Below are 25,313 nucleotides of genomic sequence, written 5' to 3' on the forward strand. Positions count from 1 at the left end.
TCTTCCCACTATCAATGGAACGGGAGTCGACAACACGGGACTGCGGCGAATGACAGAACGGACAGCGCATTGCAGCTCTACCTCTCACATACCCGAACAGCGAATGTGTGGACGCTACTACGGCTTTCTTTAGAGCGCCCAGTGTCATTATTGTAAGCCTCTAGATCAATATATTGAGTCACAGACCCGCCGGAACCACTAGAACTTGTCCTGGTAGGAGTGCAGTCGACTGAAGTTCATTAAGGTCACGGATTCGATCGATGACAGCAGCAGTATCTGTCTGAGGAGCGTAGTGGGAAGCTATGCTTCCCAGGGTATCTCCGGTTCGCACACTGATGGTCGTGAGAGACGTCGGGATAGATGCCGCCGGATCACCCACTAATTGGGCAATAGTAAAAGCAAGTACCCCAAGGGTCACCATCAATAGGACAATAATAGCCGCCTGTCCCCAAGCCGGATTGTGCAGCGCGCCGCGAGTAGAACTCTGAGCTTCCGAGGACGACGATACTGCGGAGTTATCCAGAGGAGAAACCACACCTGCTCGAGAACGAGCTGTGCGAACACGTCGCGGACGCTCATAAACAAATGATCCACGACCAGCCCGTTGCCGCAATGAGGGGGCCTGTACGCGCGTCTGAGAAGCAACCACAGAGGAGGGGCTCGCGAAAGCGCCCGCTCGAAGTGGAATGCCACGACCACGGCGAGTGGAGACGCCACAACTCCTCCCCCTATCGAACACATTATCTAGTGTTAATGAATGGATCACATTTTCAGATCCAGTAGGACACAGTGCTGAAGTACCACCCAAGGAAGACATCGTCACCATTTCTATGACCTCTTTCCTCTCGTCGTTGCTGGCTATACAAGTAGTGTACATCATTTTCGAACATGTGTACGAACTATCATGGGGACATCATTGTCTTACCAAATCCCTGTAACAAAAAATCAAAACATTCAACATTCGTACAAATGTTTGATTTTGATAGATGTCGCCCGTAACCTGAAAGTAAGCCACTTTGACCAGCAGAGGAGTCAGTTATGGCAGCCGCATCCCGCAGACGTCCGAACTATCACGATCTGACAGACCGTCAACGACGCATCTACGACTTCATTAAAGATGCCAATGACTTACGCGGCTATCCCCCCACTATTCGCGAGATCTGCGACGCGACTGGACTCAACTCCACCTCATCGGTCTCTTACCAACTGGACAACTTGGAAAACTTCGGCTTCATTAAGCGCTTCCCCAATCAACCTCGGGCAATGCAGGTAGTAGACGTAGAACGCCTGCCACAGGAACCGACAGCTAGCTCCACGTTCACCGATACCAGTGGTGACGACACTGCCGCTTTTGTCCCTCTAGTGGGTCGTATCGCGGCAGGCACTCCAATCCTGGCGGAAGAGAATATTGAAGATGTCATGCCCCTCCCCCGCGATGTGGTGGGTTACGGCGATCTCTTCATGCTGCAGGTAGTGGGTGAATCAATGATTAACGCGTCGATCTGTGACGGCGACTGGGTCATCGTGCGTTCCCAAAATGTCGCAGACAACGGCGACATCGTTGCAGCCCTCATCGACGAAGAGGCGACAGTAAAGACTTTTCTCCACAATGACTCGGGGGTGTGGCTGATGCCGCAAAATCCGGTTTTTGATCCTATCCCCGGCGAACATGCCCGCATCATGGGTAAAGTCGTCGCAGTACTCCGCAAGGTCTAACAGGACCCTGGCGATCGCCCCCCCCGAACGGCGAAATCAGGCAAACTATCCTGTCATCTCCGCTGGGAGTTCACCGACAGCCCCTTCGTCCTCTTTAAGCTGCGCGAAGAAGTCCGCGGCAATACGGCGAGCATGGTGCGCACCTTCAGCTTTAAGAACTTCCTGAGCCAATTCCTGGTAATGGTGCATATCCCACTTTTCAAGGACGACACCCACCTCAGGTACGGCACTGGGAACCATAGAGAGAGCATCAACTCCCATCCCCACGAAAACCTGTGCTAGATAGGGATCGCTGGCTGATTCACCACAAATAGAGACGGTTTTACCGCACTTCTTAGCCGCTTCAATGACACTATTGATCAGCCGCAAACCTGCTGGCTGCCACGGATCTGTAAGCTCAAAAAGATCAGCAGAAAGACGATCTGCCGCCATGGTGTACTGAATCAAGTCGTTCGTACCAATGGAGCAGAAATCTACCTCCCGCATAAACATCTCAGCCATAATCGCGGTCGCTGGAACTTCCACGACAATACCCGGAACAAGGCCACGCTCGCGTACCATCGCTGCAAAACGCCGCGCTTCAGACACTCGTGAAATCATAGGAGCCATCACTCGTGGTGCAGTATCCGACGGCAAGCCTGCCTGGCGCGCACCCTCTGCAATCGCATCAAGTTGGCGAATGAGAAGATCCTCATTCTGCAGTCCAATGCGGACTCCTCGCATTCCGAGGGCAGGATTCTCTTCCCGTCCGGTATGTGCAAACTTCAGGGGCTTGTCAGATCCAGAATCCAAGGTGCGTATAGCCACACGATTTCCGAATGCACGGAAGACCTTCTCGTAAATACCGGCCTGCTCGTCAACACTAGGTTCAACACTTCGGTTGATAAAACAGAGCTCAGTACGGAAAAGCCCTACGCCATCAACCATGGCATGGCAGGCCTCTTCGATAGTGTTCTCATCTTGCACGTTGGCGAGCAGCGAAACTGGCACTTTGTCGCGAGTCTGTGCAGGACCCGACCATGTTTCTACTTGTTCACGATGACGCTCATCAGAAGCAAGACGCTGGGCAACGACGGAGGTCGGAGGGTTGGCAATCACCAAACCGCGTACACCATCCAGCAGCGCACTCGTCCCCTCTGACAGAACTGTCAGGTCCATCACGCCGGTGACGTACGGGATACCCAACTGACGAGCGACAATAGCGATATGCCCAGTAAGACCACCACGAATCGTCGCAATGGCACCAATAGAATTCGGGTCGATTGCCGCAATGTCAGCAGGTGCAAGTTCATCTGCAACGAGAATAGAAGAGGAAGTCAGCTTGGGAAGACTTGGTTCGTCAATCCCCTGTAAACGTCGCGCGATGCGATCACGAATATCTCGGAGATCTGCCGTTCGCTCTGCAGCAAACCCGCCGCGCCGTTCCAGAAGCTCGATGAAACGGCTAATTTGATGACCGGTAGCTGCCTCCGCAGTCATACCAGCGGTAATATCCCGCTCTGCCGGTCCGACCCAACCGCGATCAGTGACCAGATAGACGCTCGATCGGATGACGTCGGCGGTAACCCCCGTCAGTCGATCTGCTTGCTCACGTAGTCCTGTTGCAACATCATCGAGGGCGTCATGAAACCGCTCAAGCTCTGCAGGGCGATCAGCAACCTTTACTCGGTAACCACGCCGGGGAAGCTCTGGCCCTCGCCGGAACCACGCGATGGACCCATTAACGACACCAGGTACTACGGCAATACCTTGTAGTACTCTGCTCTGGTCGTTGGTTGGTCCGGCGTTGTTCATATACACCTTCATCGCGCTAACTCCCCACTGATTCCGGGGAAACTCCTCCCAACTCGATACGAGAAGGGGCCTGATGCTGGGCGGATGTTTTACACCCCTAAATATGCCCAATCGTTGCTACCCGGTCAAATTGTAGCCTTAGCCGCAACTGTGATTTTTTTCAATAGCAATTGCAACAGTTGCTGCAACCTCTTTTTCCGACGAGCACAGCACGATTCAGTAAGATAATTGAGGGGATATCTGGTGATATTCACCACGAGCGAATCCTTCCCTCCCTTCCCTCACTTCCCTTGTAGAGGCGGGCAAAGGTCTTCCTCGCAAGTGGCATAACCGGTAGGCCGCCTCCCTAGTCGCTGCTACCCCACATTCCATGACCCCGTAGGTAGTACGCTCGACACGCCGATACCGCACGCATAGACAACTCAGACAGAAAGGCTTGAGACAACCCTATGGCGCCCAGCTTCCTCACCATTCTGTCGGCGGATGCCGTCCTCCTTGACGTTGATCTCGGAGCAACAAAAAGTGATGTCATCATCGCTCTTGCTCAGCGTGTCGAAGACATCGGCCGATCCGGTGACGCACGCCAGCTTGCACAGGATCTTCAAGCCCGGGAAAACCAGTCTGCCACGGGGCTCCCGGGTGGCATAGCAATTCCCCATTGCCGAACGGAAGCTATCGCTTTCCCCACCATTGTCTTTGCACGCCTGTCCCATCCTGTCGATTTCGGTGCCACTGACGGATCAGCGGATCTCATCTTCATGTTGGCAACGCCGCTCGACGGCCTCATCAGCCACACCAAACTCCTCTCCCGCCTGGCGCGGGCTCTGGTTCATGATGAAGTGTTGACACAACTGCGTACAGCAGAAGAACCTGCAGATGTCTTCCAGCTTCTTAACGGTCCTTTAGGCAACTCTGGGCCGCTCCTTCCGCCTGCCCCCGCACGTAATCATAAAATCAAGCTGCTCGCTGTCACCGGCTGCCCCACCGGAATCGCCCATACCTATATGTCGGCGGAAGCACTTGAGCTAGCCGTTCAATCTCACTTCCCCGATGTCGAGCTGTCCGTGGAGACACAAGGGGCAGGCGACGATACACAACTTACAAGCCGGCAAATCGACAACGCCGACGTCGTTATTTTTGCGTCCGATGTAGCCATCCGTGGTCGGGATAGGTTTGTCAACCTTCCTTCCATTTCCGTCGGTGTTCGACAAGCTCTCAACTCACCCAATACCGTCATCCAGCAAGCAGTAGAGCTTGCCCGTCTCTCCCGCGGCGAAGCGGGTTTCGACAGTGGGAGCGCCCATCGCAACCGCCCTCACCGCACCCGCAGCACATTTATCAAGAGCATCCCTGCATCTTTGCGAGGAAAACTCTCGGGAATAGGACAAGCGGTGATGACAGGGGTCAGCTACATGATCCCCTTCATCGCGGCCGGAGGCCTCCTCATCGCTTTGGGGTTTCTCATTGGGGGCTATGAAGTAGGTGGAGTGGCTCGGCAAGTGCTCACCCACTACTCCCTAAATGATCTTCCGCCACAGGTGAACTACTTTGTGGGAGACCGCCATGGTGTGCAGCTCACCACAAGTAGAAGCGGCTTAGCCCTCTACATAGGATCAGTGTTTTATGCCTTAGGCCAGACAGCGATGAGTTTTATCATCCCAGTCCTCTCCGGATATATTGCCTATGGGCTTGGTGGGCGCCCAGCAATTGCACCAGGCTTTGTCGGGGGTGCAGTGTCTGTACTCCTTGGAGCCGGTTTCCTGGGTGGAATTGTGACTGGCCTCCTCGCCGGACTGGTCGTTCTGTTATTCCGACTTATCCCCGTCCCACAGTGGCTAGAAACACTCATGCCGGTCGTGATTCTGCCGCTCCTCGGCAGCCTTATTGTGGGATCTCTGATGGTATTTGGCCTAGGCAAACCCCTGGCCTGGGCCATGAGTGGGCTTCAAACGTGGCTTGCTGAGATGAGCGATACTTCAGCAGTTCTGCTAGGTGTCCTGCTGGGCGTAATGATGTGCTCCGACCTAGGTGGACCAATCAACAAATCTGCTTACCTTTTCGCCACGGCAGGTTTAGCAGCACAATCAGGGGCAGCATTTTCCGTCATGGCAGCGACAATGGCTGCCGGCATGGTACCTCCGCTGGGTCTCGCTCTTGCGACGGTCATCCGCAAAAATCTTTTCACTGCCAATGAACAGCAGAACGGGAAAGCGGCCTGGCTACTTGGTTTTTCTTTCGTGACGGAAGGCGCTGTGCCTTTCGCTGCATCCGATCCACTCCGTGTGCTCCCCGCCACTACGCTAGGCGGGGCAGTTGCTGGTGGCCTTTCTATGGCTCTCCATGTTGGGAGTAGAGCTCCACATGGAGGGATCTTCGTCCTCTTTGCAATGGACAACCCATTAGGGTTCCTTGCCGCCGTAGCAGCTGGCACGGTGACGACTGCAATCGTCGTCATCTTCCTGAAAGCGGTGGTAAGGAGGAAGAATGCTGGCCACAAAACCGCAGCGGCCGCTGCATGAGTCGGTTGACAGGACATCCGCGGGGGTGAAGTCGGCTGCTCCGTTCACCGTTTTTCGCCGTTGCCGCTGCGTAAACTAGAATCATTGCAAGAAGCTTCACAGAGACCTGAGGAATTATGACTGCGAAAGATGTTGTTGTTGGCTCCGCCATTGGCCTTCACGCGCGCCCAGCCGGCATTATCTCCGATGCTGCTGCCAAATTTGATGAAGAAATCACCATCGCAGTTGACGGCGAAGAACCGGTGAATGCCACTTCCGCCCTGCTCATCATGAGCCTTGGTGTGGAACATGGCCAAACTGTCACCATTGAATCGGAGAATGTCGCCGCTGTGGACTCCATCGCCGACTTGGTTGCGAAGGACCTAGACGCGGAATAATTCAAGCTGTTGTGCTAGCGCGCGCGGAACACGGGCTTCGATGGTCGTCCCATCGGGCCCGTGTTCTTCATTGAGCACCCGTCCATGCTCGTACAACCGGGAGACGAGCTCTCCATGATCATAGGGAATAAGTGCGTGAACGGTAGTTTCTCGTTCGTCTAGTAGCCGGGAGAGGGCCGCGAGGAAACCATCCATCCCCTCCCCTGTGTGTGCCGATACAAAAACAGCATCCGGGATTTCACTCCGCAATTGCGCTAATGTTAGAGGATCAGCTGCATCGCATTTATTGATCACGATGACGGTCGGTGGCAGATCGATCCCATATTCGGCAACAACATCCGCCAACACATCGTTAACCGATTCGATCTGTTGCAGAGGGAAACCGTCAGAGCCGTCGACAACATGCACAATAATGTCAGCGTCAGCTACTTCTTCCAGCGTCGAGCGAAATGCTTCGACGAGTTGGGTGGGAAGGTAGCGAACGAATCCTACGGTATCAGTCAAGATAACAGAGTGACCGTCGGGGAGCTCCGCACGGCGAGTCGTGGGATCCAACGTCGCAAAGAGCGCATCTTGGACGAGCACACCAGCGCCTGTAATCCGGTTCAGCAAGCTAGATTTCCCCGCATTGGTATATCCCACAATCACAATGGATGGAGTATCCCCTGCACGCCGCCGTTGTCGCTTAGTTTGCCGGGACAATTTCATCTCCGCCAGCTCACGCCGTAGTTTGGCCATACGATGCCGAATACGACGGCGATCAGTTTCGATCTTGGTTTCACCTGGACCACGCAGACCGACACCGCCATTAGAACCAGCGCGACCGCCTGCCTGCCGCGACAGAGTATCACCCCAGCCTCGCAGGCGCGGCAACATGTAGTCCATCTGTGCCAGTGTGACCTGTGCTTTACCCTCCGAGGAGGAGGCATGTTGTGCAAAGATGTCCAAGATAAGCGCGGTGCGGTCAATCACTTTGACGTTAATGGCTTTTTCTAGCGCAATGAGTTGACCTGCAGAGAGTTCACCGTCACAGATGACGGTATCCGCGCCGAGAGACTCCACCACCTGCTTTACTTCGCGCACTTTCCCAGATCCAATGTAGGTAGCGGGATCCGGCTTGTCACGCCGCTGAATCAACACGTCAAGTACCGCAGCTCCAGCAGTCTCGGCAAGTGCCGCTAGCTCAGCCATAGCTGCTTCGGCCTGTGCGACTGACCCTTGGGTCCAGACACCGAACAAGACAACTTTCTCTAGACGAAGTTCTCGATACTCAGCATCGGTGATGTCTTGGAGTTCGGTGGAAAGACCCACCACATGGTGTAAGGAGGATCGCTCCTCCAATTCCATTTCACCGCGGGTTGGTTCATGCATAGGGCTCGAAGTACTCTCCTTCAGCAACGATGACAGAGGGGCCACGGAGGAAACTCGTCTCCGGGGTAAATCTCACCTGGAGCTCACCACCGGGAACAGAAATAGTGACTATGCCATTTTCAATACCGGCATCAGCGAGTGCAACGAAGGCACTGGCGACAGTGCCAGTACCGCACGATTGAGTCTCTCCCACACCACGTTCATATACCCGCATGGAGGTGCGTCCCTCTCTCAGCGGGGTAAGAATCTCCAGGTTGGAACCCGCCGGAAAGAACTCTGTATCGAACTCTGGTGGCTGACGGAAATCCATTGCTGCCAGTTGTTCCGCGTTGAGGTTCGGTAGGACGCACGCGAGATGCGGGTTACCAACGGACAGTGCAAGTCCGGCGACATGCTGACCGGCGAACTCTGCCGAGGAGATTCCCATCAGCTCGACCTCCCCCATCGCGATCTCTACATCTGCCCAGGTACCGTCATCCGCATAATCGTGGATGCGAAACTCTTTCCTCCCCGCCCGAGTTCCGAATGCTCCCTGTTCAGTATCTGCTGGCAAAAAACCGCGGGCAACAAGTACGTGTGCACAGACACGAGCACCATTCCCACACATCTCAGCGATACTGCCGTCAGCGTTCCGGTAGTCCATGAACCACTCATCAGGGTGAACCCCGGAGGGTAATGCAGTGAGTTCTCCCGCAACAAGCAAATCTTTAGCACGACTCAAACGAATGACGCCATCGGCACCAATACCGGCACGCCGATCGCACAACTGAGCAACGTAGGGGGCGCTGAGGCGCACTGCACACTCTGGATCGGGGAGAACAACAAAGTCATTCTGCGTTCCGTGAGCTTTAAGAAAGATCATGCAGACAGCCTACTAGCAGAGCATATTGTTTGCCGCCTCCTGGAGAACGGCGACAGCAGCGTTGCGTTTTTCTACGGTGAAGCGGGCTTCGGGCCCAGAGACGGAAAGCGCAATCGGAGTGGAACCAACGACGCGGGCTACTGCGACGCACCGTACACCGGCCTCTTTTTCCTGTTCATCCGTGGCATAGCCTGCCTCACGGACAATACGGATATGCTCGAGAAACTCTTCGGGGTCGGTGATGGTGTGCTCGGTATCAGGGCGCATACCTTGCGTCTCCAACATTCTTATAATGGTGACGTCATCTAGGCAGGCGACGAGTGCTTTACCCACGGCAGTGCTGTGTACACCAACCCGCCGACCTACTTCAGTGAACATGCGCATCATATGGGGTGAGGGAACACCTGTCATGTAGACCGCCTGGTTACCATCGAGCATTGCCATATTGGCGGTTTCACCGGTGTAGTCAACGAGGCGTTGCAGAGTGGGCTTAACCCAGTCACCCACCAGCCGGCCGGCGCTTTCCCCCAAACGTACGAGCCGGACGCCGAGTGCATAGTGGCGATTGGCTTCTTGCCGAACGTAGCCGGCATCACGCATGGTTCCGATGAGCCGATGAATAGTGGCGACGGGAAGGTTCGTGTGGGCGACGAGATCGGAGAGAGAAGCCATCCCTCCCAGATCAGCCAACGCATCAAGCAATTGGAGAGAACGGTCCACAGATTGAACGTGTCCTCGCTTCGAGTCATCACCGCTAAACCGGAAGACTGACTCATCAACCATTGCCTATTGTCCTTATCGTGTGAAAAAGCCTACAAGTGGTGTTCCCGACAACTACGGTGTCTCCCGTAGTGCTGGAAGGGCGTTATAAACTTCGTCAGCAAGAGAATCCGTCGATGCTGTACACCAGTTTATCCTCTCGTCCCGTTTAAACCAGGACCGCTGGCGACGAACATAGCGCCGAGTTGCCACAAAGGTACTTTCCACTGCTTCTTCCACGGAAAGACGATGGTCAATGACGTCTAAGGCTTGACTATATCCAATGGCACGAGCGGCAGTTACACCTTCGCGGAGGCCCTCGTCACAGAGCGCCCGCGCTTCCTCCACCAAACCATCTGCAAACATTTGCTGAGTCCGCCGTAGAAGAAGAGGATCGAGCCAGTCAACATCGACAGCTAGACCAATCATGTGAGTTCCCCATCGGGGAGACTCCCCTCGTTGAGGTTGAGAGGCGGTGAAAGGCTGGCCAGTAAGATCCATGACCTCCAGAGCGCGCACCGTGCGACGTGGGTCTGATGGGAGGATCGTCCGGGCGGCTACTGGGTCCCGTTGAGCCAATTCTCGATGCAAATCCGCGACGCCTCGCTCTGCCAGTTGGGCTTCCCAATAAGCACGCACCGCTGGATCAGTCGGAGGAAAGCGCCAGTCGTCGAGCAAGGACTGGATATACAGCATTGACCCTCCCACAATAATGGGGATGATCCCAGTACTGCGGAGGCGTTCGATGTCTGCTCGAGCCGCCTCTTGATAGCGGGCGACGGTGGCAGTGTCCGTCACCTCCAGCACATCAATCTGGTGGTGTGCAATACCTCGGCGTTCCGCCACGGGTGTCTTGGCGGTTCCAATATCCATGCCGCGGTACTGCTGCATGGCATCACAGTTCACAATTTCGCCATCTAGGCGCTCCGCAAGGGCAAGACCTAGTGCTGACTTACCGGATCCAGTAGGACCGATAACGGCAACCGGAGTAGGTGGAGGCGTTGGCATCGAGAGGGTTTCTTTCGTCGGTGGGGTCTATTGTAGTCATCTTCCCACATCTCGAAATTCTTGCGGTTTTTAGGCAAAAATGGGGTGTAACTCGTTACCCTGAAGATACGCACCTTCTTGTGGAGAATGTGCTGCACTTTAACTTTGGCAGCCGTGCCGCGCGGCAGAGATGAGGCAGAAATGTCCGATACCACACCGTCCCCTACCCCTTCAGCTCCCGTCCCCCCTACCTCTGGTACCCCTGCTGTAGGTCCGAGCCCTGCACAATTACGTCGCCGCACCTCCGTGGTAGCTCCCCCACGTTCACAGCCGGAAAAATGGGGTCGCGTTGACGAGGATGGTTCTGCATGGGTGAAGACGGCCGACGGAGAGCGCCTCATCGGAACATGGCAGGCGGGTGCCCCAGAGGAAGGGCTTGCCCATTTCGGCCGCCGTTATGACGACCTCGTTACTGAAGTTTCTCTGCTTGAGCGGCGTCTTGAGAGCCATCCGGCGGAAGCTGCCACGACGCGCAAGCACGCAGAAGATTTGAAGGAATCTCTAGCTACTGCTGCAGTTATTGGTGATCTTGCGGCGCTAGATGAGCGGCTGCAAGAAGTCGTGGAAAAGTCCTTTACTGCAGAAGAGAAGGCAAAGGAACTTCGCCAGCAGCGTCGCGATGCCGCGATTGCAAGGAAGACAAAGCTTGTCGAAGAAGCTGAAGCAATTGGTGCATCTGCCACATCATGGAAGCAATCGGGTGACCGTTTGCGGGACATCTTGGAAGAATGGAAGACCATTCACGGCATTGATCGGAAAACGGACGATGCATTGTGGAAGAGGTTCTCTCGTGCCCGGGAGAGTTTCAACCGGCGTCGCGGTTCTCACTTTGCGGAACTCGACCGCGTTCGCGCAGCAGCTGCGCGACGTAAAGAAGAGCTTGTCTCCGCGGCAGAAGCACTTCAAGATTCTGAGGAGTGGAATGACACCGCTGCCGAGTACCGCCATTTGATGTCAGAATGGAAGAAGGCAGGTCGCGCGCAGAAGGACGTCGATGATTCCTTGTGGGCACGCTTCAAGAAGGCTCAGGATAACTTCTTTGATCGGCGTAAGGCTGTGCTGGATGAGCGAGACTCGGAGTTTGCGGCCAACGGCGCCGCTAAGAGTGCCCTCCTCGAGGAGTATTCACCACGTATTAATGGTGCGGGGGACCATGCTGAAGCTCGCTCGCTTTTGAGCGAGCTAGCTAGCAAATGGGAGCAGATTGGACGTGTTCCCCGCGCCGACATGCGGGCTCTCGACGATGCATTGCGGAGCCTTGAACGCCATGTTGCTGAGATGGAAAAGGCTGAGTGGCAACGGACAGATCCGGAAGTACAGGCGCGCGCTCAACAGTTCTGGAACCGTGTCAAGGACTTTGAGGCTCAAGCGGAAAAGGCAGAAAAATCTGGCCGAACGGAGGATGCAGAAAAGGCTCGCGCACAGGCTGCCCAGTGGACGGAGTGGGCGAAGGCCGCAGAGGACTCGCTCAACGGACGGTAATGGCATCAGACCGTTGTCACCACGTATCAGTAGCTGGAGAAAGCTCGCCTACTATGCTTCTGCAGTGCGGAACGTGGGTATTCCCAACCCTGTGCCTACCGGCTTTACTTGGGGCTGAATCCCGGCCTCGTAGTTATCTCCAGCCTTGGTATGCCGAACAGAAAGGATACCGTCATCGGCGAGAAGGTGATGTGGAGCCGCATCGGTGATGGTGACGCTGACCATATCACCAGGGCGGACTGTTTCAGCACTATGATCGGTGAAGTGAACGAGCCTGCCGCAGCGAGTACGTCCGCTGCGACGCTGAGTGGCGTTGTTCTTCCGGCCGTCGTGTGCGGTGACAAGCAATTCCTGGGTTGTACCGACAAGCTTCTGGTTTTCTTCTAAGGTGATGCGCTCCTGCAGCGCTACCAACCGGTCGTAGCGTTCTTGGACTACCTCCGCCGGTACTTGATTACCCATTTCTGCTGCTGGGGTACCGGGGCGAGGTGAGTATTGGAACGTGAATGCACTGCTGAAGCGAACGCGTTCAACAACATCGAGGGTTTCTTGGAAGTCTTCTTCTGTCTCTCCGGGGAATCCGACAATGATATCCGTCGTGATGGCGGCGTTGGGGAGATGGTCCCGAACATTTTCAACAATGCTCAGGAACCTCTTTTGTCGATAAGAGCGACGCATCGCACGCAAAATGCGGTCTGAACCAGATTGCAGTGGCATATGAAGTTGTGGGCACACCACAGGAACTTCCGCCATTGCGAGCACGACATCTTCGGTGAATTCTGCCGGATGGGGTGAGGTGAACTTCAGACGCTCCAGCCCCGGGATCTCTCCACAAGCTCGCAATAGTTCAGAAAAGGCTTGACGATTCCGCGGGCGTTTCGGGTCAGCAAAGCTCATTCCGTAGGAGTTGACGTTTTGTCCGAGCAGGGTGATTTCCTGGATGCCCTCATCAACGAGGCTCTGGACTTCCGCAACGATATCTGTTGGCGGGCGATCGACCTCCTTACCGCGAAGTGAAGGGACGATACAGTATGTGCACGTGTTATTACACCCCACAGAGATTGACACCCAGGCAGCATAGGAGGATTCTCGCTTCGCAGGGAGGGCCGAAGGAAATTCTTTAAGTGACTCATAAATCTCGACCTGTGCTTCCTGATTATGGCGAGCACGGCGTAAGAGTACGGGAAGCGAACCAAGGTTATGCGTTCCGAAGACAACATCTACCCATGGCGCTCTGGCAAGGACGTCATCTTTGTCTTTTTGGGCAAGACAGCCGCCGACAGCGAATTGTAGGCGGGGATTATCGTCTTTCAAGGGGCGGAGGAGGCCCAGCGTTCCGTAGAGGCGGTTAGCTGCGTTTTCGCGCACAGCACAGGTATTGAACACGATGAGATCTGGTGTTCCTTCGCCGTCAAAGCTTGTGTAGCCATCTGCTTCGAGAACTCCGGCGATCCGTTCAGAATCGTGGACATTCATCTGGCACCCAAAGGTGCGGATCTCGTATTGCCTGCGCTCCACTGCGTTCCCCTCCTGTCTGGATGCTGTTTGCATGGGCAGGTCTCCCAGTTTACCCGAGCTGGGGAACTTCTCTTATTTCAAGAACGAGTTGGCGCGATGCTCGGTTAAGGTATCTTGGGTGACACGCTGTGCCAATTCACTGGAAAACCCCCGCCGGGCCAGCATGTTGTAAAGACGGCGCTGTTGTTTGCGGTAGATCTCACGGTCGCTGAGGCTATCCGGATCGATCGCTCGTAGTTTTCGGGAGAGAAGCCTCCGTGCACTATCCTCCTCCAGTTCTGAGGGAAGGCTCTCGAGTGCCGCGTCAATAATGGTAGAGGGGATCCCTTTGTGACGTAGTTCTTGACGGAGGACACTTTTCCCACGTGCACTGTGTTGAGCGCGTGAGGTAACCCATTCACGTGCGAATCGCTCATCATCGAGCAGCTTGATTTCGCTAAAACGTACGACGAGGTCGTCCACAATTTCTGTAGGAAAACCTTTATCTCGGAGGCGATCGGCAAGCTCCCTGCTACTCCGTTCACGGACAGAAAGGAGCCGCAGCGCAGCCTCTCTAGCGCGATCAGGAAGATCGTCGGTGAGCTCGTCTCCACCATGAGACGATGAGGACAGCACACTCTCGGTTGCCTCCCGAAGAGCGTGGAGGGTGTGCTGCCGATGGTCGTAATTTATCGTCAAGGTTTAGAAATCCACTGAACCATCATCGGTAATAGCTGCCTCATCATCGGGTTCATTGGCGTAAGCACCGATCTTAAGTTTGCGGAGAATCTTTTCTTCGATCTCATCGCAGAGGGCAGGATTCTCCCGAAGATTGGCACGTACCTTTTCTTTTCCTTGTCCTAGTTGATCGCCTTCGTAGGTGTACCAGGATCCGGATTTGCGAATAAACCCTTGTTCGACGCCCATATCGATAATGGAGCCTTCGCGAGAAATACCTTGCCCATAAAGAAGGTCAAATTCTGCTTGTTTAAAGGGTGGCGCAACCTTGTTCTTAACCACTTTCACACGAGTTCGGTTGCCGACAGGCTCTGTACCATCTTTCAGAGTCTCAATACGACGCACATCCAGACGTACCGATGAGTAGAACTTGAGGGCTTTACCACCCGTGGTTGTTTCGGGGGATCCGAACATCACACCGATCTTCTCACGGAGCTGATTGATGAAGATGGCGGTAGTGCCAGAGGCGGAGAGCCCGCCAGTCATTTTACGAAGTGCTTGGCTCATCAATCGCGCCTGCAGGCCAACGTGGCTATCGCCCATCTCGCCTTCAATTTCGGCACGTGGTACCAGCGCGGCAACAGAGTCAATCACGATGATGTCGATGGCTCCCGAGCGAACGAGCATATCGGCAATTTCGAGTGCTTGTTCTCCTGTGTCAGGCTGCGAAACGAGCAACGCATCGGTATCCACACCAAGTGCGCGCGCATACTCGGGGTCGAGAGCATGTTCGGCATCGATGAAGGCGGCAATTCCGCCCGCCTTTTGGGCGTTTGCTACTGCATGAAGGGCGACCGTCGTCTTACCTGATGACTCCGGACCATAAATTTCTATCACTCGACCACGTGGCAAACCACCGACACCGAGAGCAATGTCCAGGGCGATTGAACCGGTAGGAATAGCCGCAACTGCTTGATGCTGCTCATCGCCCAAGCGCATCACCGATCCCTTACCGTACTGCTTATCGATCTGTGCCAGGGCATGCTCCAAGGCCTTAGAACGGTCGGGAATTTTTCCAGCGGCCATGAGTGGTTTCTCCTTTGCAGTGTCGTTCGCTGTTGTTACTGCCCACTATAAAGAGACCTAGTAACAAAAGTTCGATTATCCACAGTCTAATAGAACACAGTTTCGAATTTCTACTTTAATGATCGTGCCATGCAGGGTTCTCAGCACTATTAATCCACCATGTCGCCCGCACCGATGTCCGGTCCCCATTGTCTTTCCGCCGGAACTTGCTGATGCCGACAGAGTGCGAGCCACACTTCTCGAATGTCATAGCCGGCATCTAGTGCTTCCTGGGGAGTTTTTCCATCAAGATCACTCAATACCGTGTCATTAAGGAGGCTATCCCCCACCATCTCTCCAAATTCTCGGTGGAGTGCTACCTGGAATTCTGTCATTCGCACACGCTAAGCCTAGCGAGGTTTACGCTTTGTGACATATGGTCTACTCAGAACATCATTGAACACTGTCTACTAAATCTCATCTTATGTCTACTTCCCACTCTTCCTCCCCCGCCAGAGACGTAGCGTACATTGCTGTTTTCGCTGCGGTGACAATTGTGCTGGGTTTCATTCCTCCATTACCCGCTGGCCCACTTGGCGTCCCCATCCTAGTGCAGAATCTCGGCATCATTCTTATGGGAATGGTCCTAGGACCACGACGAGGTGCGCTAGCCGCACTGCTCTTCATCGCACTCGCCTGCACCGGCCTCCCCATTCTGGCGGGAGGACGCTCAGGTCTCGTTGCACTCGCCTCCCCCACGGCTGGGTTCTTCCTGGGATATCTCCCAGCCGCTGCGGTCATCGGACTCATCACACAGTGGCGCACGGGGAGAAATGTAGGCATCAATATTCTTGCTGGTCTCCTCGGTGGCATCGTCATCAACTATGCCTTTGGTATCGCTGGAATGATGGTTATTGGCCGTATTTCCTTCACTGCCGCTGTCGTCACCTTGCCGGCCTATCTCCCCGGAGACCTCCTCAAGATCGTTGTAGCAGCGGCGGTTACTGCCGCACAGCTGAAAGCCCTTCCCCATATTCGGCCTCTGCCTGGTGAAGAGAAGCGGGCTTTGGACACGCTCAAACAGCTAGACGCAGAAATGCCGGTTCAACCACGACGAGAGAAAGACACTACACCCACTTGGGATAGTGCTCCCGGAGACGAGCAACAATCATGATTGAACTACAGGACGTTTCCCACGCATTCGAGGATACTGTTGTCCTTCGCCACATCTCTGCAGTTCTCACAGAACAACGCATCGGTATTACCGGCCCCAATGGATCGGGTAAATCAACGTTTATTCGAATGTTAAATGGACTCATCATTCCCACCCGCGGTGAGGTGATTGTCAACGGTCTTAGCACTCGGAATGCGCGTGCCAAGATCCGCCAGCATACTGGCTTCATTTTTTCCGATCCGCGTACACAAATCCTCATGCCCACCCTCATCGAAGATGTTGAGTTCTCCCTGCGGTCTCGCGTTAAAGATAAACAAACGAGGCGGCAACAGGCGCTCCGTCATCTCACGGATTTTGGATTAGCGGACCGGGCGGGCTCCTCGCCACATGAACTATCCGGTGGGCAGCAACAGCTCCTTGCCATAGCCTCCATCATGGCTATCGACCCCCAACTCGTGCTTGCCGATGAACCTACCGCACTGTTGGATAGGCGCAATACGCGCCATCTTCTAACCGTGTTCCATGAAATGGATGCACAGATTGTCGTCGTATCCCACGATTTTTCCGTTCTCGAACAGATGGATCGCGTGCTGGTATTAAACAACGGCAGCATTCTCGCAGACGACAGTCCCTCACAAGCATTAGCGGCTTATGACGCATTCTTAGACAACTAGCAGGCGCGCACGATGGCTATTAGAACACTTGGGGTGTACTACCCGGGAACATCGTTCCTCCACCGTCTACCCGCTGCCGCTAAGCTTGTGGGATTAGTGCTCTGGGTGGTTGCTGTCGCGGCCGGCTGCCGCCAGGTTTCTTGGGTAGCCGTACCACTCGTACTGGTAGGCATACTTCTTGCTGTGGTGCATGCTCCGGTTCGCATCATTTGGACGCAGATATGGCCAACTCTTCCCCTTCTCGTCCTCATCGGTCTCTATCAGTGGTGGGCGGTCGATTGGCAAGAAGCGCTTCGCATTACCGGCATAATCCTCTGCTGTATTCTTGCGGCTATTAGCATCACTCTCACCACGCGCGTGACAGAGATGATCGACGGCTACGCTATCCTACTCCGTCCACTTCATTGTCTAGGGGCGCCTACTGACCGCATTGCTTTGGCCTTCGCTCTCACTCTGCAGACTATTCCAGCCATCTCTGCGATGGTGAATGAGGTCCGAGAGTCTCTGTGGTCCCGGGGTGCTACACGTTCTCTTCGTGCTCTTACCACTCCTCTACTTTCCCGGATCCTGCACTATGCTGACGAAGTTGCAGATGCGTTAGTGGCCCGGGGAATCGATGATTCACCGGACCACTAACGGGGAGCCTTAAAGCGTAAGAGAATAGTACTGCGCAGTATCGAGGACTGAGCTACAACTTACTGAGCAAAACGGTTATCAACCGGTTCGACAGGAGGAGTCTCATTCAACGTTAGTGTCACCAGCGTCGACAGGCGCCGCGGTCTCTTCTGGAGCAGCAGCGAGTTGCTCAGGGGAAGAGCTCTCCCCACCCGGCAGTTCGCCCGCAGCCATCATTTGTGCACGGATCTCTTCAAGACGGTTATTGGTAATCATCTCCGAGGAGTTGGCTTCAATTTCCATCATGCGGGTAGCCATGCCACCATTCGCAAGCTCAGTCTGGCCCATAGCTTGGGCATAGCGGCTTTCAATCTTCTCCCGAACCTGCTCAAGGTTGGGGACAACGTTGTCTGCTTCGAAGGCGTTCAGCTGCTGCATAGTCTGAACCACCTTCTCCTGCATCTTGGCCTGATCCAGCTGATTCAGAAGCTTGGTGCGTTCTGCCAGCTGTTGCTGGAGGACACGCGCATTGCGCTCAACAGCCGCGCGGGCGGCATCTGATGCTCCGCTAGACTGAGCGTAGAGAGACTTCAGGTCGGTAACAGCAGTCTCGGCGGTTACAAGCTGCGCAGAAAAAGCATTCGCAGCATTTTCGTATTCGCCAGCCTTGTCCTTGTCGCCCTTCTTACGGGCATCCTCGGCCATCAGGAGAGCCTGACGAACGTTGTTCTTGATCTTCTCTACATCAGCAAGCTGACGGTTCATTTTCATCTCAAGCTGGCGCTGATTACCGACAACGGCGGCAGCTTGCTGGGACAGTTCTTGGTGCTGACGCTTTGCCTCTGCAATCGCCTGTTCAATCTGCACCTTAGGATCTGCGTTTTCCTCAACCGTAAGGTCGAGCTTTGCCATCAAGTACTTCCAGGCCTTAACAAAGGGATTGGCCATTCCTACTCCTCAACGTAGACAGATCAGCAAGTTGTGTGATGCCGCTGATGGAGCATCCTCCCGATGGGGAGCTGCTACCACCGATAGTACAGAACGAGCGAACGTTGTAGGTGAGCTACTTCGGCACACTTTTCGCCTGAAACGGACTATCTACTGTGTTGAAGTTAAGCAACTACGCGGAGACGGGAATCTTGCTCAACTCCCATCAGAGATGCTGCTCGCAGTAACACTACTGCGAGATTCACACCAAGGGCGTCACAGATAGACCGGAGAACTTCCGATGACACTTCTTTACGGCCACGTTCGAGCTCAGAAAGGTAACCGGAACTAACGCGGGCTGCTTCTGCCACATCACGAAGAGTGCGGTTGGCATCGAGACGGTAGGTTCGGAGAACTGCGCCCAGGGCTTCACGAAGAAGGGGGCGGGTATTAGTAGTCGCTGCGTTATTCACATTCAGCACAACAACGCTGTGAGCGAATTAATTCCCGAATTTTCTCTACGCCATTAAGAAGAGGGAGGATTATCTTTAAATAGCCAGTTCACAGCCTTAAAAGCATGATATTAATACTACTTTTTAATATGTATGTTAACTGAGAAGATCACACACCATACCCAAAGCGATATCGACACTTTGCTGTCGAATGTCCTGCCGGCTTCCCCGAAAATGACACTCGCGAACGCTGACCGGTCCATGCGGCAAAGCCACACCAATAAAGACCGTTCCCACTGGATGTCCCCCCTGCGTGGCAGGTCCCGCCACTCCAGTGAGTCCAATCCCAATATCAGCTTGGCACGCTCGTCTCGCCCCCTCTGCTAGCTCGGCAGCGGTATCTTCCGCAACAGGGCCTACTTTCTGAAGCGTAGCGGCAGATACACCCGCCAAGCGATGTTTGAGATCGGTGGCATAGACAACAAGACCACCGCGCAGCACCGCACTGGCACCTGGTACTGCTGCAAGACTCGCACACAACATACCAGCGGTCAGCGACTCAGCTGCAGCAATGGTGAGACCACGCTTACTCAACTCCGCAATTGTCGCCACCGCTAGGGGAGATTGCACCGTCTCCACGGGTTATCCGCGGTTCCTACTGCCGGCATCAGAGGCTTCGCCATCGGAATTTGTCGCCGATGCGGAAGCCTCTCCCGGATGGGGAGAACGATAGGCCTTCCAAATGTAGTCGACACCGGTAACAACAGTCAGAATGAGAGCCACACCCATGACGATCCAACCGCACCAGGCAAGCCAACCATCGTAGGGAATGAGGAGGAGGAAGACAGCCAGCGTTTGTGCCATTGTCTTGGCCTTACCGCCGCGGCTAGCAGGAACAACGCGATCCTTGAGAACAGTAAGACGCCAAATGGTGATACCAATTTCCCGAATGAGGATAACAACTGTCACCCACCACCAGAGTTTTCCGACAATATTCAGGCTGATAAGTGCCGCCGCCATAATGGCCTTATCCGCAATTGGATCGGCAATCTTGCCAAAGTCAGTGACGAGACCGTAGCGGCGGGCAATACGACCGTCAGCAGTATCCGTCGCCATCGCAATACAGAAAACCACAACAGCCCAGATACGAGCAGTAACTTCCGGGGTTACGCAGAAAAGAACTACCAGAAATGCGGGCACAAGGATAATCCGAATAGCTGTTAGAACGTTCGGGATATTCCATACTTTCACACGGGATTCTTCCGCCATCGCCATGTAGCCCATCCTTCTGTCGGTAGTGCATAGCCAGGTACCATCCTAGTCTGCCTTCTCCCCTAACCCCTGTCGAGGCGCTATCCTGGTTGCTATGACAAACTCTCCCGCTGCCGGTCCCGCTGCCGTCAGTGTACGGGCTGCCACCACCTATGATGTCCCTGGGATTAAAGCCTTGGTTGACATCTATGCTGGCAAGATTCTTCTTGCCAAGAATCTCATCGACATCTACGAGGCGCTCCAGGAGTACGTCGTGGTGGAACTTGATGGCCAAATTGTGGGGTGCGGAGCACTACATGTACTGTGGTCGGACTTGGGCGAATTGCGAACTGTCGCGGTCCATCCTGATGTTCAGGGGCAAGGCATTGGCCATAGAATTGTCACAACGTTGCTAAGTAAAGCCTGTGAATTAGGGCTGAATCGAGTCTTTGTCCTCACCTTCGAAGTGGACTTTTTTGCTCGTTATGGATTCGAAGTTATCGAAGGAACCCCAGTTAGCAGGCCTATTTATGACCAGATGCTGCGGTCCTACGATGCTGGCGTAGCAGAATTCCTCGACTTGTCCTCCGTAAAGCCAAACACACTTGGCAATACGCGCATGCTAGCTCATGTGGAACCACACTGTCCCGCACTAAAATAGAACTCAGAATATTTTCTGTTAGTACTGGACCATCATGAGGAGAAAACCATGTCTGTTTTCGCATTTAGCTATGTGTATGACGACGCAAATGCCGCCAAGATGGATGAACTGCGTCCCTTGCACCGTGGTTACCTTGGTGAGGGAGCAAAACACGATATCGTTCTCGCCTCTGGACCGTTCACCAGCGGTGAAGGCGCCCTTATCTTGGTGAAGGCAAAGGACGAAGAAGAAGCTACCGACTTTATGAACCAGGATCCGTTCTACAAGAACGGTATGGTCGTGGATCGGTCCTGCCGTGAGTGGAAGTCGGTGCTCGGCGCTTTCACTGACTGCTAACCTGACGACAAACTAGAAAGGTCCTGACTCTCGCTGCGGGGAGTCAGGACCTTTCTTTTGTGTCGTCGGCGGCGACAAGAGCTTAGTCGGTAGCAGGCTTCTTCTTATTGCGCCGACGAAGATGGGGGTGAGGGAAAAGAGGCTCATCGTCGTCATAGCCCACATCTGACAGGGCATGCGCAACTGCATCGGCATCCATGGCCGCAAGCTGCCCCTCTTCTTCTCCGATAGGCGCTTCTGGATCATGAGTTCCGCGCCGCTTGTCTACTGCGTTCTTAATGACAGAGGCAACCACCGTGACGACAAGGACACCAAGAATGAAGAGCAGCGAGAAAGTAATGGAAGGCTGCCAGACGTGAACAGGCTCACCATTATTAATAAAAGGCACCTTGTTTTCATGGAGAGCATGCAACACCAGCTTGAGACCAATAAAACCAAGGATGATGGACAAACCGTAGCTGAGCAGTGATAACCGATCAAGCAAACCATGCAGAAGAAAGTACAGCTGTCGCAGGCCCAACAGCGCCAGGGCGTTCGTCATGAACACGATATACGGTTCTTTGGTGAGACCATAGATGGCAGGAATCGAGTCCATAGCGAAAAGAACGTCGGTAAAACCAATCGCGACGAGCGCGATGAAAAGCGGGGTAAACATTACCTTGCCGCCACGGCGGAACATAATGCGATCCCCGTGAAGTTCAGGGCTCACATGGAAGAACTTCGACGCGAGCTTCACTGACGCGCGTTCACTAACCGGTTTGGGTTCTTCGTCCTTAAACTCTTCTACTACCAGTTTGATGGCGGTGTAGAGCAGGAAGAGACCAAAGAGATAGAAGACCCATGCCCATGCGTTGATAGCTGCAGCACCAATCCCGATGAAGATAGCCCGCAGCGCAAGAGCGATAGCAATGCCGATGAGAAGAACTTTTTGCTGATATTTCGCAGGAACACGAAAGCTACCCAAAATGAGGGCGAAGACAAAGAGATTATCTACTGATAGAGCCTTCTCGGTGACGTAGCCAGCGAAAAACTCCATACCATGCTGGTGAGGGTTGCCTGGTTCTCCCCAATACCACCATAGGAAACTGCCAAAGATGCACGCGATAACGACATAGAACAGCGACCACAGAGCAGCTTCCTTGAGGGAAGGGACATGTGGAGTTTTAACGTGGGAATAGAAATCGAAAAAGAAGAAGCCGATGATCACCAACACACTGATGATCCATGTTAAGGCATTAACTTCCATAGAACTCCCTCCGGGGATGTGCAAATACACGAATCTCCGGAGGTCTCTCCCGCTACAATCCTCATACCGTTAAGAATGCGGACTGAGCCCGTTCGCCGGTTAAGTACGGACTTAACGTGTTGACGACGAGTGCGGATGTGGGATACTCCCCTCCTACACGGTCCAGTGTACAGAAGAGTCGGACAAGCGCTCTAACGACACAGCTAGCCTTCGTTCGTAGCGTGTGGGTCGCCACCTTTCAGCGACCACATCACGGCGTCAAGCTCTTCCGGTTTCACCAGGACTTCACGGGCTTTCGAGCCTTCGGACGGACCAACAATACCACGCGATTCCATGAGATCCATGAGACGTCCTGCCTTCGCAAACCCCACGCGGAGCTTTCGCTGCAGCATAGACGTCGATCCGAACTGCGACGTGATAACGAGTTCTGCAGCAGCGAGGAGGTCATCTAGGTCTTTACCGATTTCCTCATCGATTTCCCTACCTTGTGCTTTTTGTTCCGTTACGCCCTCTTCATATTCTGGCTCGGCCTGTTCTTTAATGAAGGTGACGATACGGTAGATCTCTTCATCGGAAACAAATGCGCCCTGCATACGCACAGGACGGCCGCCCTGCGCGATAAAGAGTGCATCACCCATACCGATGAGGTTCTCCGCACCACCTTGATCCAGAATGACACGCGAGTCTGTCAGAGACGAGGTGGCGAATGCCAGGCGCGATGGCACATTGGACTTAATGAGACCGGTGACGACGTCCACTGAAGGTCGCTGGGTGGCAAGAATGAGGTGGATACCCGCCGCACGAGCTTTTTGGGTCAGCCGAACGATGGAGTCTTCCACCTCTTTTCCTGAGGTCATCATGAGGTCAGCGAGCTCATCAACGATACAGACAATGCGCGGATACGGCTTGTATACTCGCTCGGAGCCCAGCGGTGCGGTTATTTCTCCGGACACGACCTTCGCATTAAAGTCGCTAATCTTTCGTGTGCCAGTGGCCTGCATGTCCTTATAGCGCTGTTCCATCTCTTCGACCAACCACTCCAACGCAGCCGCAGCTTTCTTTGGTTGCGTGACAATAGGAGTAATGAGATGAGGAATGCCCTCGTAGGGAGTGAGCTCAACCATCTTGGGATCGATGAGAATGAGGCGTAGTTGTTCTGGAGTGGAGCGGACCAACATGGAAATGAGGGTGGAGTTTACAAAGGCAGACTTACCCGATCCGGTAGCACCGGCGACCAGCAGGTGCGGCATCTTCTCGATGGACGAGTGGACGAAGCCGCCTTCAATGTCTTTCCCCATGCCTATCATCATCGGGTCATTATTGCGCTGCATGTAGTCGCATGTCAGTACATCATGAAGACGCACCATCTCGCGGTCCGTGTTGGGGACCTCGATACCAACGGCGGATTTACCCGGGATAGGGGCGAGGAGACGAATATTGTCGTTGGCGACAGCGTACGCAATATTGCGTTGCACACCGGTGATCTTTTCGACTTTCACTCCAGAGCCAAGTGACACTTCATAACGAGTCACTGTCGGTCCACGGCTCATCCCGGTGACTGCAGCATCAATCGCAAATTGTTCGAAGACTCCATTAATAGCATCGATGATGAGGTCATTAGCGCGGGAATGTCCCCGTGCCGGTTCACCAGCGATAAGAAGTTCTGCATCGGGCAGTTCGTAATCCGTGTCGGAGAACTCCGTACTCATAACGAGTTCGTCATCGTCATCATCGACATGCGCGACCGTTGAATTGTCCTCGACGGTGGGGGTGTCAGCGGCGTCGTCTTCGTCATAGTTCGCGATTCGTTCGCGCCACTGCTGCCGCATGAGGGCAAGTTCAGAGGTCTCCGATTCCGTCGGATAGTTTTCTTCCGGGCTACGAGAGAGGTAGGCCGGTTGGAGTTCAGTATCCTCCGCCTCATCTTCGTCATCAGGGGGGATGATGCTGGCTTCCGCACGTTGGGCTGCAATCCAGCCTCGGATAGTAATCCATGATGTCCGTAGGTAGGCGCCCACATCTTGAATGCGACGATTGGTGAGGAGCAGAAGGCTGAAGAATGCGACGAGAAGGAAGATGATGACGGCGAGTGGTGAGGTGAGTCCCCGCACGAGCGGCTCTCCGGTGATGAAGCCGATCACACCAGCACCGTCTTGAACCTCCTGGACGTTTTGGGGTCTGCCACTGGCAATGTGCCAGATGCCCAGCACGGACCAGCTCAGCAGCGTTCCACCGAGGGCGATGGGAACGCGACACTCTTCCTTGATTGGTGGGGTAAGCATCAGCAGGAAAGCGGCTGCAAAAAGCAAGATTGGGAGCAGGTGCACTGCCGTTCCCACAACGTAGCTCAATCCCCCAAGGACATATCCTCCGATGGGGACGGACATGGGTGCCCACAGCATGACACTGAGGATAATACCCAGGGCAAGGCAAAAGAGAGCCCAACCGTCCCGCGCATGCCCCGCGTCAATCTCACCAGCACGACTAATTGTCCGTACCCCCTTACCGACACCGGTTGCTAGTGCTGTCCAGCCTTTTTTCAGCCCCTGTCCCACAGCGCTGAACGCGCCTGCGGTGCGCTGTGCCACTGGTGATTGCGGACGGCGAGTCTGTGGACGGCGATTCGATTGCCGTTTTCCAGCGTTTCGGCATGCAGTAGGACGACGGGCAGCGATGCTGCTGCCACGTCGTGCTTGCTGTGGGGCCCGAGAAGCGCTCACTGTAAAAGCGGGGTCCTTTCCTGCGGTAATCAAGAAGGCATACTGACGGTATTAGTGTAACCCCTTTAGTCACACTAATAACATTGGTAA

At 54.4% G+C, this 25,313-nt stretch carries 25 protein-coding genes; 9 read left to right on the forward strand and 16 right to left on the reverse strand.

Annotated features, from left to right (window positions below; genetic code table 11):
• Positions 1-178: 178 nt before the first annotated feature.
• Positions 179-880, reverse strand: a complete 702-nt coding sequence (locus Q0X28_RS08600; RefSeq protein ID WP_367270673.1) for a LysM peptidoglycan-binding domain-containing protein — start codon at positions 878-880, stop codon at positions 179-181.
• A 158-nt stretch (positions 881-1,038) separates the two neighbouring features.
• On the opposite strand from Q0X28_RS08600, the gene lexA reads away from it, so the two are divergent.
• A complete protein-coding gene (gene lexA / locus Q0X28_RS06255; RefSeq protein ID WP_296237229.1) occupies positions 1,039-1,716 on the forward strand; it encodes a transcriptional repressor LexA in 678 nt (225 codons plus the stop codon).
• A gap of 45 nt (positions 1,717-1,761) precedes the next feature.
• On the opposite strand, the gene Q0X28_RS06260 is transcribed toward lexA, so the two are convergent.
• On the reverse strand, positions 1,762-3,522 hold the full coding sequence (locus Q0X28_RS06260) for a phosphoenolpyruvate--protein phosphotransferase (protein ID WP_296237232.1): 1,761 nt from the start codon (positions 3,520-3,522) through the stop codon (positions 1,762-1,764).
• A gap of 437 nt (positions 3,523-3,959) precedes the next feature.
• Between Q0X28_RS06260 and Q0X28_RS06265 the strand changes: the two genes are divergently transcribed.
• Together Q0X28_RS06265 and Q0X28_RS06270 are read left to right on the forward strand one after the other, a co-directional pair.
• Positions 3,960-6,029 (forward strand): fructose-specific PTS transporter subunit EIIC, encoded by a 2,070-nt coding sequence (locus tag Q0X28_RS06265; protein WP_296237234.1) that lies wholly within the window; start codon positions 3,960-3,962, stop codon positions 6,027-6,029.
• A gap of 116 nt (positions 6,030-6,145) precedes the next feature.
• Positions 6,146-6,406 (forward strand): HPr family phosphocarrier protein, encoded by a 261-nt coding sequence (locus Q0X28_RS06270; RefSeq protein WP_296237236.1) that lies wholly within the window; start codon positions 6,146-6,148, stop codon positions 6,404-6,406.
• On the opposite strand, the gene hflX is transcribed toward Q0X28_RS06270, so the two are convergent.
• The 4 genes from hflX to miaA are packed head-to-tail and all read right to left on the reverse strand — an operon-like array spanning position 6,392 to position 10,406.
• Positions 6,392-7,777 carry a GTPase HflX gene (gene hflX, locus Q0X28_RS06275; RefSeq protein WP_298577115.1) on the reverse strand — a complete coding sequence of 462 codons (1,386 nt, stop codon included), beginning with the start codon at positions 7,775-7,777 and terminating at the stop codon, positions 6,392-6,394. The two genes, Q0X28_RS06270 and hflX, sit on opposite strands and share 15 nt — an antisense overlap.
• Positions 7,770-8,639 (reverse strand): diaminopimelate epimerase, encoded by an 870-nt coding sequence (gene dapF / locus Q0X28_RS06280; RefSeq protein ID WP_298577117.1) that lies wholly within the window; start codon positions 8,637-8,639, stop codon positions 7,770-7,772. Before dapF ends, hflX begins: the two co-directional genes overlap by 8 nt.
• A 12-nt stretch (positions 8,640-8,651) precedes the next feature.
• Entirely contained in the window at positions 8,652-9,422 is a 771-nt protein-coding gene (locus Q0X28_RS06285; RefSeq protein ID WP_298577119.1) for an IclR family transcriptional regulator, read from the reverse strand.
• 51 nt (positions 9,423-9,473) lie between these two features.
• Positions 9,474-10,406 (reverse strand): tRNA (adenosine(37)-N6)-dimethylallyltransferase MiaA, encoded by a 933-nt coding sequence (gene miaA, locus Q0X28_RS06290; protein ID WP_298577121.1) that lies wholly within the window; start codon positions 10,404-10,406, stop codon positions 9,474-9,476.
• Positions 10,407-10,586: 180 nt separating this feature from the next.
• On the opposite strand from miaA, the gene Q0X28_RS06295 reads away from it, so the two are divergent.
• Positions 10,587-11,927 (forward strand): DUF349 domain-containing protein, encoded by a 1,341-nt coding sequence (locus tag Q0X28_RS06295; protein ID WP_298577123.1) that lies wholly within the window; start codon positions 10,587-10,589, stop codon positions 11,925-11,927.
• A 51-nt stretch (positions 11,928-11,978) separates the two neighbouring features.
• Here the strand turns inward: Q0X28_RS06295 and miaB are convergent, their stop codons facing one another.
• The 4 genes from miaB to Q0X28_RS06315 form a co-directional block, all read right to left on the reverse strand.
• Positions 11,979-13,478, reverse strand: coding sequence for a tRNA (N6-isopentenyl adenosine(37)-C2)-methylthiotransferase MiaB (miaB, locus tag Q0X28_RS06300; protein ID WP_298577125.1), 1,500 nt, complete (start codon positions 13,476-13,478; stop codon positions 11,979-11,981).
• Positions 13,479-13,517: 39 nt separating this feature from the next.
• Positions 13,518-14,123 carry a regulatory protein RecX gene (locus tag Q0X28_RS06305; RefSeq protein ID WP_298577127.1) on the reverse strand — a complete coding sequence of 202 codons (606 nt, stop codon included), beginning with the start codon at positions 14,121-14,123 and terminating at the stop codon, positions 13,518-13,520.
• A gap of 3 nt (positions 14,124-14,126) precedes the next feature.
• Positions 14,127-15,188 carry a recombinase RecA gene (gene recA / locus Q0X28_RS06310; RefSeq protein ID WP_298577129.1) on the reverse strand — a complete coding sequence of 354 codons (1,062 nt, stop codon included), beginning with the start codon at positions 15,186-15,188 and terminating at the stop codon, positions 14,127-14,129.
• A 149-nt stretch (positions 15,189-15,337) separates the two neighbouring features.
• Complete coding sequence (locus Q0X28_RS06315) at positions 15,338-15,562, reverse strand: DUF3046 domain-containing protein (protein ID WP_320617236.1); 225 nt, start codon at positions 15,560-15,562, stop codon at positions 15,338-15,340.
• Between the two features lie 89 nt (positions 15,563-15,651).
• On the opposite strand from Q0X28_RS06315, the gene Q0X28_RS06320 reads away from it, so the two are divergent.
• From Q0X28_RS06320 to Q0X28_RS06330, 3 genes are read left to right on the forward strand one after another with little or no spacing between them, the layout of a single operon-like run.
• Positions 15,652-16,341 carry a biotin transporter BioY gene (locus Q0X28_RS06320; RefSeq protein WP_298577132.1) on the forward strand — a complete coding sequence of 230 codons (690 nt, stop codon included), beginning with the start codon at positions 15,652-15,654 and terminating at the stop codon, positions 16,339-16,341.
• Complete coding sequence (locus Q0X28_RS06325) at positions 16,338-17,015, forward strand: energy-coupling factor ABC transporter ATP-binding protein (RefSeq protein ID WP_298577134.1); 678 nt, start codon at positions 16,338-16,340, stop codon at positions 17,013-17,015. Before Q0X28_RS06320 ends, Q0X28_RS06325 begins: the two co-directional genes overlap by 4 nt.
• Before the next feature lie 12 nt (positions 17,016-17,027).
• Positions 17,028-17,651 carry an energy-coupling factor transporter transmembrane protein EcfT gene (locus Q0X28_RS06330; protein WP_298577135.1) on the forward strand — a complete coding sequence of 208 codons (624 nt, stop codon included), beginning with the start codon at positions 17,028-17,030 and terminating at the stop codon, positions 17,649-17,651.
• A 102-nt stretch (positions 17,652-17,753) separates the two neighbouring features.
• Here Q0X28_RS06330 and Q0X28_RS06335 read toward each other — a convergent pair whose 3' ends face one another.
• The 4 genes from Q0X28_RS06335 to pgsA all read right to left on the reverse strand — a co-directional run bounded on the left by Q0X28_RS06335 (position 17,754) and on the right by pgsA (position 20,278).
• On the reverse strand, positions 17,754-18,578 hold the full coding sequence (locus Q0X28_RS06335) for a PspA/IM30 family protein (RefSeq protein ID WP_298577137.1): 825 nt from the start codon (positions 18,576-18,578) through the stop codon (positions 17,754-17,756).
• A 164-nt stretch (positions 18,579-18,742) separates the two neighbouring features.
• Positions 18,743-19,039 (reverse strand): helix-turn-helix domain-containing protein, encoded by a 297-nt coding sequence (locus Q0X28_RS06340; protein WP_298577139.1) that lies wholly within the window; start codon positions 19,037-19,039, stop codon positions 18,743-18,745.
• 126 nt (positions 19,040-19,165) lie between these two features.
• Positions 19,166-19,648, reverse strand: coding sequence for a CinA family protein (locus tag Q0X28_RS06345; RefSeq protein WP_298577141.1), 483 nt, complete (start codon positions 19,646-19,648; stop codon positions 19,166-19,168).
• A 3-nt stretch (positions 19,649-19,651) separates the two neighbouring features.
• The gene (gene pgsA / locus Q0X28_RS06350; protein WP_367270674.1) at positions 19,652-20,278 is read right to left on the reverse strand and encodes a CDP-diacylglycerol--glycerol-3-phosphate 3-phosphatidyltransferase; all 627 of its coding nucleotides are present in this window, start codon (positions 20,276-20,278) and stop codon (positions 19,652-19,654) included.
• Between the two features lie 97 nt (positions 20,279-20,375).
• Between pgsA and Q0X28_RS06355 the strand changes: the two genes are divergently transcribed.
• Together Q0X28_RS06355 and Q0X28_RS06360 are read left to right on the forward strand one after the other, a co-directional pair.
• Positions 20,376-20,921, forward strand: coding sequence for an amino-acid N-acetyltransferase (locus Q0X28_RS06355; RefSeq protein WP_296237269.1), 546 nt, complete (start codon positions 20,376-20,378; stop codon positions 20,919-20,921).
• Positions 20,922-20,969: 48 nt separating this feature from the next.
• Positions 20,970-21,257, forward strand: a complete 288-nt coding sequence (locus tag Q0X28_RS06360; RefSeq protein WP_296237272.1) for a YciI family protein — start codon at positions 20,970-20,972, stop codon at positions 21,255-21,257.
• A gap of 82 nt (positions 21,258-21,339) precedes the next feature.
• Here Q0X28_RS06360 and Q0X28_RS06365 read toward each other — a convergent pair whose 3' ends face one another.
• Together Q0X28_RS06365 and Q0X28_RS06370 are read right to left on the reverse strand one after the other, a co-directional pair.
• Positions 21,340-22,503: a TerC family protein gene (locus Q0X28_RS06365; protein WP_298577146.1), complete on the reverse strand. Its 1,164-nt coding sequence runs from the start codon at positions 22,501-22,503 to the stop codon at positions 21,340-21,342.
• Between the two features lie 203 nt (positions 22,504-22,706).
• Positions 22,707-25,223, reverse strand: coding sequence for a DNA translocase FtsK (locus tag Q0X28_RS06370; protein WP_298577148.1), 2,517 nt, complete (start codon positions 25,221-25,223; stop codon positions 22,707-22,709).
• Positions 25,224-25,313: the final 90 nt, after the last annotated feature.

It is taken from the genome of uncultured Lawsonella sp., from assembly GCF_947252745.1.
Lineage (GTDB): Bacteria > Actinomycetota > Actinomycetes > Mycobacteriales > Mycobacteriaceae > Lawsonella.

What these genes read in the sequence shown, in the direction of transcription:
- Q0X28_RS06315 (WP_320617236.1), bottom strand. Translation starts at nt 15,562, where the DNA reads ATGACAGAATTCCAGGTAGCACTCCACCGAGAATTTGGAGAGATGGTG.
- Q0X28_RS06270 (WP_296237236.1), top strand. Translation starts at nt 6,146, where the DNA reads ATGACTGCGAAAGATGTTGTTGTTGGCTCCGCCATTGGCCTTCACGCG.
- Q0X28_RS06295 (WP_298577123.1), top strand. Translation starts at nt 10,587, where the DNA reads ATGTCCGATACCACACCGTCCCCTACCCCTTCAGCTCCCGTCCCCCCT.
- miaA (WP_298577121.1), bottom strand. Translation starts at nt 10,406, where the DNA reads ATGCCAACGCCTCCACCTACTCCGGTTGCCGTTATCGGTCCTACTGGA.
- Q0X28_RS06325 (WP_298577134.1), top strand. Translation starts at nt 16,338, where the DNA reads ATGATTGAACTACAGGACGTTTCCCACGCATTCGAGGATACTGTTGTC.
- Q0X28_RS08600 (WP_367270673.1), bottom strand. Translation starts at nt 880, where the DNA reads ATGATGTACACTACTTGTATAGCCAGCAACGACGAGAGGAAAGAGGTC.
- Q0X28_RS06285 (WP_298577119.1), bottom strand. Translation starts at nt 9,422, where the DNA reads ATGGTTGATGAGTCAGTCTTCCGGTTTAGCGGTGATGACTCGAAGCGA.
- Q0X28_RS06330 (WP_298577135.1), top strand. Translation starts at nt 17,028, where the DNA reads ATGGCTATTAGAACACTTGGGGTGTACTACCCGGGAACATCGTTCCTC.
- Q0X28_RS06260 (WP_296237232.1), bottom strand. Translation starts at nt 3,522, where the DNA reads ATGAAGGTGTATATGAACAACGCCGGACCAACCAACGACCAGAGCAGA.
- Q0X28_RS06265 (WP_296237234.1), top strand. Translation starts at nt 3,960, where the DNA reads ATGGCGCCCAGCTTCCTCACCATTCTGTCGGCGGATGCCGTCCTCCTT.
- recA (WP_298577129.1), bottom strand. Translation starts at nt 15,188, where the DNA reads ATGGCCGCTGGAAAAATTCCCGACCGTTCTAAGGCCTTGGAGCATGCC.
- Q0X28_RS06360 (WP_296237272.1), top strand. Translation starts at nt 20,970, where the DNA reads ATGTCTGTTTTCGCATTTAGCTATGTGTATGACGACGCAAATGCCGCC.
- miaB (WP_298577125.1), bottom strand. Translation starts at nt 13,478, where the DNA reads ATGCAAACAGCATCCAGACAGGAGGGGAACGCAGTGGAGCGCAGGCAA.
- Q0X28_RS06335 (WP_298577137.1), bottom strand. Translation starts at nt 18,578, where the DNA reads ATGGCCAATCCCTTTGTTAAGGCCTGGAAGTACTTGATGGCAAAGCTC.
- Q0X28_RS06355 (WP_296237269.1), top strand. Translation starts at nt 20,376, where the DNA reads ATGACAAACTCTCCCGCTGCCGGTCCCGCTGCCGTCAGTGTACGGGCT.
- dapF (WP_298577117.1), bottom strand. Translation starts at nt 8,639, where the DNA reads ATGATCTTTCTTAAAGCTCACGGAACGCAGAATGACTTTGTTGTTCTC.
- Q0X28_RS06320 (WP_298577132.1), top strand. Translation starts at nt 15,652, where the DNA reads ATGTCTACTTCCCACTCTTCCTCCCCCGCCAGAGACGTAGCGTACATT.
- pgsA (WP_367270674.1), bottom strand. Translation starts at nt 20,278, where the DNA reads ATGGCGGAAGAATCCCGTGTGAAAGTATGGAATATCCCGAACGTTCTA.
- lexA (WP_296237229.1), top strand. Translation starts at nt 1,039, where the DNA reads ATGGCAGCCGCATCCCGCAGACGTCCGAACTATCACGATCTGACAGAC.
- Q0X28_RS06365 (WP_298577146.1), bottom strand. Translation starts at nt 22,503, where the DNA reads ATGGAAGTTAATGCCTTAACATGGATCATCAGTGTGTTGGTGATCATC.
- hflX (WP_298577115.1), bottom strand. Translation starts at nt 7,777, where the DNA reads ATGCATGAACCAACCCGCGGTGAAATGGAATTGGAGGAGCGATCCTCC.